Below are 9,140 nucleotides of genomic sequence, written 5' to 3' on the forward strand. Positions count from 1 at the left end.
GCTCGCCCTTTTGGCCACACCCGCCTGGCCACACCGCTCGCCCTTTGGCCACCCCGGCTCGCCCTCTGGCCAAACCCGCTCGCCCTGGGCGCGGCGTCTGGGCGCCTGAGCGCCTGTTGATCGTCACAGGTCGTTGAAGGGCTCCGCGTAGGCGAATGTGCCGCGGATCTCCGGGTCGTAGGCGGTCAGCGTGCGGACCTGGAAATACGGCGCCCAATCGGCGACCGGCGGCTCGATCCCGTGCTCGGCGGCGAGCCGGAACCCGAACCGCGAGTAGTACGCCGGATCACCCAGCAGCACCACCATCGGCTCGTTCAGCGCGTCGGCCGCACCGAGCACCGCGTGCATCAGCGCCTTGCCGACACCACGGCGCTGATGATCCGGGTGCACGCTGAGCGGCCCCAGCCCGAGCGCGGGCACCGCACCGACCCGCCCACGGCTGCAGACGACGTGGCCGACCACCGCACCCGCGCCGGCCGTCCCGCCACCGTCAACCATCCCGCTCTCGGCGGCCGTACCGCTCTCGGCAGCCGTCTCGAAATCGGCAGCCGTCTCGAAATCAGCAGCCGTCTCGCAATCGGCGACGGCGACCAGGGAGAGGGCCGGAATCCAGCCATCGTCCGCCCGCAGCCGGTCCACCAGCCCAACCTCGACCGGCACCGGCACGACTTCAGAACCCGGCACGACTTCAGAACCCAGCGCGGCTACAGAACCCGACGCGACTTCGGGACCCGGCGCGGCTACAGAACCCGACGCGACTTCGGGACCCGGCGCGACTTCGGGACCCGAGGTGGCTTCGGGCTCCGGAGCTGCTCCAGGCTCCGAGACGGCTCCGGAAACCGGGGCGGTGAAGGCCGCGGCCGTCACCGCCCGGATCGCGTCGATGTCGCTGGGCAGCTCACGTCTGACGAACATCCGCCCAGCCTGCCATCAGGACTGGCCGTCCTCCAGATCACCCTCGGTCTCCAGGTAGAGCTGCTGGAGCGCGGCGAGCGTCTCCGGCTCCGGCGCCTCCCACAGGTTGCGGTCGGCGGCCTCCAGCAGGCGCTCGGTGATGCCGTGCAGGGCCCACGGGTTGGACTGGCGCATGAACTTCTGGTTGTCCGGGTCGAGCACGTAACTGGCGGCGAGCTGCTCGTACATCCAGTCGGTGACCACGCCGGCGGTCGCGTCGTACCCGAACAGGTAGTCGACCGTCGCGGCCAGTTCGAAGGCGCCCTTGTAGCCGTGCCGCCGCATCGCGGCGATCCACCGTGGGTTCACCACCCGGGCCCGGAAGATGCGCGCGGTCTCCTCGGTCAGGCTGCGGGTTCGTGCCTGGTCCGGGTTGGTGGAGTCGCCGATGTACGCCGCCGGAGCCTTGCCGGACAGCGCCCGCACCGTGGCGATCATGCCGCCGTGGTACTGGAAGTAGTCGTCGGAGTCGGCGATGTCGTGCTCGCGGGTGTCGATGTTCTTCGCGGCGACGTCGATGCGCCGGTACGCGTTCTCCATGTCGGGGCGGGCCGGCACCCCGTCCAGGCCGCGGCCGTAGGCGAAGCCACCCCACACCGCGTACACCTCGGCGAGGTCGGCGTCGTCCCGCCAGTTCCGGCTGTCGATCAACGGCAGGATCCCCGCACCGTACGCTCCAGGCCGGGAACCGAAGATCCGGGTGGTAGCGCGCCGCCAGTCGCCGTGCTCGTCCTGGTCGCGCAGCGCGTGCTCGCGCACGTAGTTGTCCGGCTCGTCGAGCGCGGCGATCATCTGGAACGCGTCGTCGAGCAGTGCCACCACGTGCGGGAACGCGTCCCGGAAGAAGCCGGAGATCCGGACCGTCACGTCGACGCGCGGCCGGCCCAGTTCCTCCGCGGTGATCGGCTCCAGGCCGGTGACCCGCCGGGACGCCGGGTCCCAGATCGGCCGGACCCCGATCAGCGCCAGGATCTCGGCGATGTCGTCGCCGGCGGTGCGCATCGCGCTGGTGCCCCAGGCGGACAGGCCGACCGAGCGGGGCCAGTCGCCGTAGTCGGTCCGGTACCGGTTGAGCAGCGACTCGGCCATCGCCTGCCCGGTCTCCCAGGCGAGCTGGCTCGGAATGGCCTTCGGGTCTACCGAGTAGAAGTTGCGGCCGGTCGGCAGCACGTTGATCAGGCCGCGCAGCGGGGAGCCGCTGGGCCCGGCCGGCACATAGCCGCCGTTCAGAGCGTGCAGCACGTGGGTCAGCTCGTCGGTGGTCCGGGCCAGCCGCGGCACCACCTCGGTGGCCGCGAACTCCAGCACCCGGACGACGTCCTCGTCGTCGGACAGCCCGGCGATCCCGTCGACCGCCCAGTCCCGCTCCTCCATCGCGGTGACCAGGGCCCGGGCCTGCTCCTCGACGGCGTCGGTCTCGGCGGTCGAGGCGTCCTCGGGCAGGCCCAGCGCCTCGCGCAGACCCGGCAGCGCGGCCACCTTGCCGGCCCACATCTGACGGGCTCGCAGCATCGCCAGCACCAGGTTGATCCGGGCCTCACCGGCCGGGGCCGCGCCGAGCACGTGCAGGCCGTCGCGGATCTGCACGTCCTTGACCTCACACAGCCATCCGTCGATGTGCATGATGAAGTCGTCGAACTCCTCGTCGTCCGGCCGGTTGGCCTGACCGAGGTCGTGGTCCATCTTGGCGGCCTGGATCAGGGTCCAGATCTGGGCCCGGATGGCCGGCAGCTTGGCCGGGTCGAGGGCCGCGATGTTGGCGTGCTCGTCGAGCAGCTGCTCCAGCCGGGCGATGTCGCCGTAGGACTCGGCCCGCGCCATCGGCGGGATCAGGTGGTCGACGAGCGTGGCGTGCGCCCGGCGCTTGGCCTGGGTGCCCTCGCCCGGGTCGTTGACCAGGAACGGGTAGATCAGCGGCAGGTCGCCGAGCGCGGCGTCGGTGCCGTCCGAAGCGGACATGCCGACGTTCTTCCCGGGCAGCCACTCCAGGTTGCCGTGCTTGCCGACGTGCACCACCGCGTGTGCGCCGAACTCGTCCGCCAGCCAGCGGTAGGCGGCCAGGTAGTGGTGGCTCGGCGGCAGGTCGGGGTCGTGGTAGATGGCGACCGGGTTGGCCCCGAACCCGCGCGGCGGCTGCACCATCACCACGACGTTCTCGTCGCGGAGGGCGGCCAGCACGATGTCGCCGCGATCGGTGTACAGCTCGCCGGGCGGCGGGCCCCAGTGCTGCTGGACGCTCTCCCGGAAGTCCTCCGGCAGGGTCGCGAACCACGCCTCGTAACGCTCGCCGGAGATCCGCACCGGGTTGCCGGCCAGCTGCTCCTCGGTCAGCCAGTCCGGGTCCTGCCCGCCGGCCGCGATCAGGGTGTGGATCAGACCGTCACCGTCGTACGAGCCGAAGTCGCCGATCCGGTAGCCCTCGTCGGCCAGCGCGGCTAGCAGCGCGACCGTCGACGCCGGGGTGTCCAGGCCGACCGCGTTGCCGATCCGCGAGTGCTTCGTCGGATAGGCCGACAGCATCAGCGCGATCTTCCGCTCGGCGGGTGGCACGTGCCGCAGCCGGGCGTGCGCCACCGCGATCCCGGCCACCCGGGCGGCCCGCTCCGGGTCGGCCACATAGACCGACAGCCCGTCCTCGTCGATCTCCTTGAACGAGAACGGCACCGTGATGATCCGCCCGTCGAACTCCGGGATCGCCACCTGCGTCGCCGCGTCCAGCGGGCTCAGGCCGTCGTCGCTGGCCTCCCAGGCGGCCCGTGAGCTGGTCAGGCACAGCCCCTGGAGGATCGGCACGTCCAGGTCGGCGAGGACACCCACGTCCCACGCCTCGTCGTCGCCGCCCGCGCCCACCGTGGCCGGCTTGGTGCCACCGGCCGCCAGCACCGTCACCACCAGGGCGTCCGACTTGCGCAGCTCGGCCAGCAGCTCGGGCGGCGCGGTCCGCAGCGACGCTGTGTAGATCGGCAGGGCCCGCGCGCCCTTCGCCTCGATCGCCCGGCTGAGCGCCTCGACGAAGGCGGTGTTGCCGGCCATGTGGTGGGCCCGGTAGTACAGCACCGCGACGGTGACCGGGCCGGCGGCGGCATCCGCCTCGCGGGGCAGCGGACCCCACTCCGGGGCGGCGACGGCGGGCGCGAACCCGTTGCCGGTCAGCAGCACCGTGTCGGAGAGGAAGTCGTGCAGCGACGCCAGGTTGTCCGAGCCGCCCTGCGCCAGATAGACGTGCGCCTCCGCGGCCACCCCGGCGGGCACCGTGGACAGTTTCATCAGATCGGCGTCGGGTGCCTGCTCGCCGCCCAGGACCACCACCGGCACGCTGCCCGCGAGCAGCGTGTCCAGGCCCTCCTCCCAGGCCCGGCGCCCGCCGAGGATGCGCACCACGACCAGGTCAACCCCGTCGAGCAGGGCGGGCAGGTCGGCGACGCCGGTGCGCGCCGGGTTGGCCAGGCGCCACGGGGAACCGCTGGCCCGGGCACTGAGCAGGTCGGTGTCGGATGTCGACAGCAGCAGGAACATGCGCGCGCTCCCCCTCGGGGTCCGCGCCCCGGGTAGACGGATCGTGGCGACCGGAGTTCCTGGCTCCCAGGGGGAAAACCCCTGGTGACAGTGGCGGGACCGCGCCGGACTCACACCGGCTTCCTCCGCGGCGTCGCCGCTCGTTAGGCCTTTAACCTTCCGCGAACCCGGTGTCCCGCGTCAAGGCGAACCCGGTGCTGTGACGCTCCCGACCCGAGGGCGGGCGAAGGTGAAAAGGTGTCGGAGGGCGGCCGTAGTATCCGGGCCATGGCTCCCCGTCGAACCTCCGAGACCGACGCCTGCCCCGGCGCGCTCCGGCTGCATGCCGCGGCCGACGGCATGCTGGCCCGGGTGCGGCTGCCCGGCGGGATGCTGTCCGGGGCTCAGCTGCGGTCGTTGCGCGAGCTGGCCGAGGAGTTCGGGGACGGCGCGCTGGAGCTGACCTCCCGCGCCAACCTCCAGCTCAGAGGCCTGGACCCGGGCGACGCGACGACCTTGGCGGCCCGCTTGCGGTCGGCCGGGCTGCTGCCGTCCACAACCCACGACAATGTACGTAACATCGCCGCCCCGCCCCTGCCCTCCGCTTCGGTGCGCGCGCTGGTGGCCGAGCTCGACCGGGCGATCCTCGACGATCCACTCCTGCCGTCACTGCCGGGCAAGTTCCTGTTCGCCGTCGGCCAGGTCCCACTCTCCGCCGACGTCGCCGCGGTCCCACTCGTCGCGGCCCCCCACGCCTCGCACCCACGCGACGCGGTCCCTCCCACCACGACCACTCCCATCGCGGCTCCTTCCGCCGCGGATCCGGTGGGGGGTTCGGGCGGTGAGTCCGCCGCGGATCCGGTGGAGGGTTCGGGCGGTGAGCTGTTCGCGATCCGGTTCGGGGGGCACGACACCGGGGTGCGGGTGGCGTCCGGGCTGGTGGTGCGGGTGCTGATCGCGGCGGCGCACGCGTTCCTGGCCGAGCGGGACGAGCAGCGGGGTGACGGGGCGGCGGCGTGGCGGTTGCGGGAGCTGAGCGACGGGCCGGCCCGGGTCTCGGCGCGGGTGGTGGCCGAGCTGGGCCTGGTGACCGTGCCGGTGGAGGTGGCGGTTCCGGTCGACACCGCCGACCCGGGTGACCTGATCGGGGCGGTTCGTCAGGAGGACGGGCTGGTCGCGGTCGCCGCGCTGGTGCCGTTGGGGCGGTTGTCCGGCGTACCGCTGCGGGTTTTGGAGGAGGCCGCCGACCTGGTCGTGACGCCCTGGCGTGGGGTGGTGGTGACCGGTCTGCCGCCGGAGGCGGTGCGGTTGTGGGCGGATCGCCTGGCCGCGGCCGGCCTCGCGGTGAGTCCCGGCTCGGCATGGTCCGGAGTGACCGCGTGCGCCGGGCGGCCCGGTTGCGCCAGATCGCTCGCCGACGTGCGCGCGGACGCCACCGAGGCGGCTCGGTTCGTGGACGGGCTGCCGGTTCACTGGGCCGGGTGCGCCCGTGCGTGCGGCAGTCCCGCCGGCCGGCATGTCCTGGCCGAGGCCACACCGGACGGCTACCGGATCACCCGTCTCCCGGACGGTGGTCACCGCGCCACCTGGCATCGCGAGCCAGCCGGGCCGCACCGAGTGACCGAAAGGGACCAGGAGGATGATTCTGTTCCCTCCGATTGTTCGGGCTCACCCAACGGGCCGGGCCAGACCGGCGGGCCGGGCCGGGGGCACGAGGACCTGAGCGGCGAGGGTCGCGGAGTGGGCGGGGAAAGCGGACTGGTCGGGCCATCGACTCCGGCGGCGGGATCGCCCCGGATCGGCGGAGCCGCACCGGTCACGGCCGGCGCCCGGGCTTGGGGGCTGGCCGACGTGGTGGCTGTGGCTAGGAGGGCCTGAGAGATGGAGTACGTGCGCGACGGCGCGGAGATCTACCGGCGGTCGTTCGCCACCATCCGGGCCGAGGCGGACCTGTCGGGGCTGCCGGAGGACGTGTCGCGGGTGGTGGTTCGGATGATCCACGCCTGCGGGATGGTGGATCTGGTGGAGGATGTCCGGTTCAGTCCGGGTGTGGTCAGCTCGGCCAGGAAGGCGCTGCTCGGTGGCGCCCCGATCCTGTGCGACGCGGAGATGGTGGCGTCCGGGGTGACCCGGACCCGGCTGCCGGCCGCCAACGAGGTGATCTGCACGCTGCGGGATCCGGCGGTTCCGGGGCTCGCGACGCGGATCGGGAACACCCGGAGCGCAGCCGCCCTGGACCTGTGGGGTGACCGGCTCGGCGGCGCGGTGGTGGCGATCGGCAACGCGCCCACCGCACTGTTCCGGCTGCTGGAGATGGTCGAGGCGGGCGCGCCCCGGCCGGCCGCGGTGATCGGTGTCCCGGTCGGGTTCATCGGTGCGGCCGAGTCGAAGGAGGCGCTGGCCGAGTCGGATCTGGAGTATCTGATCGTGCGCGGACGCCGGGGCGGCAGCGCCATCACCGCGGCCGCGGTGAACGCCCTCGCCTCCGAAGCGGAGTGACCACGACCGGACGGCGCCGGCGAGGACGATGACGACCGGTCCGGCCGTCCGGGCACCGCGACGTGACGTGTCAGTGGGCGCCGCGAGCCGGGCGATGGGCGGCGCGACACGGGACGGCGCGACACGGCATGGCAGTGGGCGGCGCGGGCCGGGTGAAGGGATCAGGCCGTGGAAGCGGCGGCGGGACAGAGCAGTGGGATAGAGCGGAAGAGCATGACAGAAACGCGTAAGGCCGGGCGTCTGTACGGGGTCGGGCTGGGTCCGGGGGATCCGGAGCTGGTGACCGTCAAGGCGGCACGGCTGATCGGGTCGGCCGACGTGATCGCCTACCACGCGGCCCGGCACGGGCGCAGCAACGCGCGGGCCATCGCGGCCGGTTATCTGCGTGCGGGGCAGATCGAGGAGGCCCTGATCTATCCGGTCACCACCGAGACCACCGATCACCCGGGTGGTTATCAGGGGGCGATCGACGAGTTCTACGCCGAGTCCGCTGCCCGGCTCGCCGCGCATCTGGACGCCGGCCGGGACGTGGTGGTGCTGGCCGAGGGGGATCCGTTCTTCTACGGCTCCTACATGCACATGCACAAGCGGCTGGCCGGGCGCTATGAGGCGACCGTCGTGCCGGGGGTGACCTCGGTGAGTGCCGCCTCGGCGGTTCTCGGGCGGCCGCTGATGGAGCGGGACGAGGTGCTCACCGTGCTGCCGGGCACCCTGGACCCGAAGGATCTGGCGGCCCGTCTGGCGGGCACCGATTCGGCGGCGGTGATGAAGCTGGGCCGTACTTTCGAGGGGGTCCGGGACGCTCTGGAGCAGGCCGGGCGGCTGGACGCCGCCTGGTATGTCGAGCGGGCCACCACCGGGCGGGAACGGTCGATGCCGCTGCGGGAGGTGGATCCGGCCACGGTTCCGTACTTCTCGCTGGCCCTGCTGCCGAGCCCGGCGGCGACCGCGTTCGGCAAGGCGCGGGAGGACGCCGAGGGGACCGCACCGGAGGTGACGACGGGGACCGCCCCGAAGGTCACCACGGGGACGGCAGCAGGGGTCACCATGCGGACGGTCACCACGGGGACGGCACCGGGGGGCACCACGCGGACGGCACCGGAGGACGCCGCGGGAATCCCGCGGCAGGATGCCGGCTTCGGGACGGTGGTGGCGCCGGGCGGGGCCGACGGTGGAACGGTCAGCCTGGAGGACGCGGGTGCTGGGACGGGCGGGGCCGAGGGGCGGGCCGCCGGTGGGTTGGGCGGGGCCGAGGAGCGGGCCGCCGGCGGGGTGACCGTGGTCGGGCTGGGGCCGGGTGCCCGGCACTGGCTGACCCCGGAGGCGCAGGAGGCGCTGGCCGACGCTGACGACCTGGTGGGTTACGGGCCCTATGTGGACCGGGTTCCGCCGAACCCGCGGCAGCGCCGGCACTCGTCGGACAACCGGGTGGAGGCGGAGCGGGCCGCGTTCGCGCTGGACCTGGCGAAGCGGGGGCGCCGGGTGGCGGTGGTCTCCTCCGGGGATCCGGGGGTGTTCGCGATGGCGGCCGCCGTGCTGGAGGTGGCCGACGATCCGCAGTGGCGGGACGTGCCGGTCCGGATCATTCCGGGGCTGACCGCCGCGCAGGCGGTGGCCAGCCGGGCCGGGGCGCCGCTCGGGCACGACTTCTGTGTCCTGTCGCTGTCCGACCGGCTCAAACCGTGGTCGGTGATCGAGTCCCGGCTGGTGGCGGCGGCCGGCGCCGACCTGGTGATCGCCCTCTACAACCCGGCGTCGAAGAGCCGCCGTGAGCAGCTGGTCCGGGCGCTGGAGCTGTTGCGCGCGCACCGTGCGGCGGGCACACCGGTGGTGGTCGGCCGGGATGTCGGCGGGCCCACCGAGACGGTCCGGATCACCACGCTGGGCGCGCTGGACCCGGAGACCGTCGACATGCGCTGCCTGCTGATCGTCGGGTCGTCGCAGACCCGGGCGGTGACGAGGGGCGACGGCACCACGACGGTCTTCACGCCACGCCACTACCCGGGCTGAGCGAGCGGCGAAAGAAGGAGCGAGCGGCGAAAGAAGGAAGCGAGCGGCGAGGAAGGCCGGAGCGGGCGGCGAGGAAAGCGGGGAGCGGGCGGCCAGGAAGGCAGAAACCGGGCGGCGGGAGAAGCAGAAACCGGGCGGCGAAGGAAGCAGGAACCGGGCGGCGGAAGAGGCGGGAACCGGGC

5 protein-coding genes and 1 riboswitch are annotated in these 9,140 nt (G+C 73.2%); of the genes, 3 read left to right on the forward strand and 2 right to left on the reverse strand.

Translation table 11 applies throughout. The annotated features are described in order from the left end of the window. Window positions 1-123: 123 nt before the first annotated feature. Both ACQ0O7_RS19665 and cobN read right to left on the reverse strand, forming a co-directional pair. The gene (locus ACQ0O7_RS19665; protein ID WP_430783582.1) at window positions 124-660 is read right to left on the reverse strand and encodes a GNAT family N-acetyltransferase; all 537 of its coding nucleotides are present in this window, start codon (window positions 658-660) and stop codon (window positions 124-126) included. A gap of 270 nt (window positions 661-930) precedes the next feature. Beyond that, entirely contained in the window at window positions 931-4,470 is a 3,540-nt protein-coding gene (gene cobN, locus ACQ0O7_RS19670) for a cobaltochelatase subunit CobN (protein ID WP_430783583.1), read from the reverse strand. A gap of 35 nt (window positions 4,471-4,505) precedes the next feature. Next, window positions 4,506-4,626, reverse strand: a riboswitch (cobalamin riboswitch). Between the two features lie 111 nt (window positions 4,627-4,737). Here cobN and ACQ0O7_RS19675 point away from each other — a divergent pair. The 3 genes from ACQ0O7_RS19675 (at window position 4,738) to ACQ0O7_RS19685 (ending at window position 8,958) form a co-directional block, all read left to right on the forward strand. Further along, window positions 4,738-6,327 (forward strand): precorrin-3B synthase, encoded by a 1,590-nt coding sequence (locus ACQ0O7_RS19675; RefSeq protein WP_430783584.1) that lies wholly within the window; start codon window positions 4,738-4,740, stop codon window positions 6,325-6,327. A gap of 3 nt (window positions 6,328-6,330) precedes the next feature. Continuing rightward, entirely contained in the window at window positions 6,331-6,948 is a 618-nt protein-coding gene (locus tag ACQ0O7_RS19680; RefSeq protein ID WP_430783585.1) for a precorrin-8X methylmutase, read from the forward strand. Between the two features lie 213 nt (window positions 6,949-7,161). Further along, window positions 7,162-8,958 (forward strand): precorrin-2 C(20)-methyltransferase, encoded by a 1,797-nt coding sequence (locus tag ACQ0O7_RS19685; RefSeq protein ID WP_430783586.1) that lies wholly within the window; start codon window positions 7,162-7,164, stop codon window positions 8,956-8,958. The last annotated feature ends 182 nt before the right edge of the window (window positions 8,959-9,140 follow it).

The sequence above is a fragment of the Actinoplanes sp. G11-F43 genome (assembly GCF_050589265.1).
Lineage (GTDB): Bacteria > Actinomycetota > Actinomycetes > Mycobacteriales > Micromonosporaceae > Actinoplanes.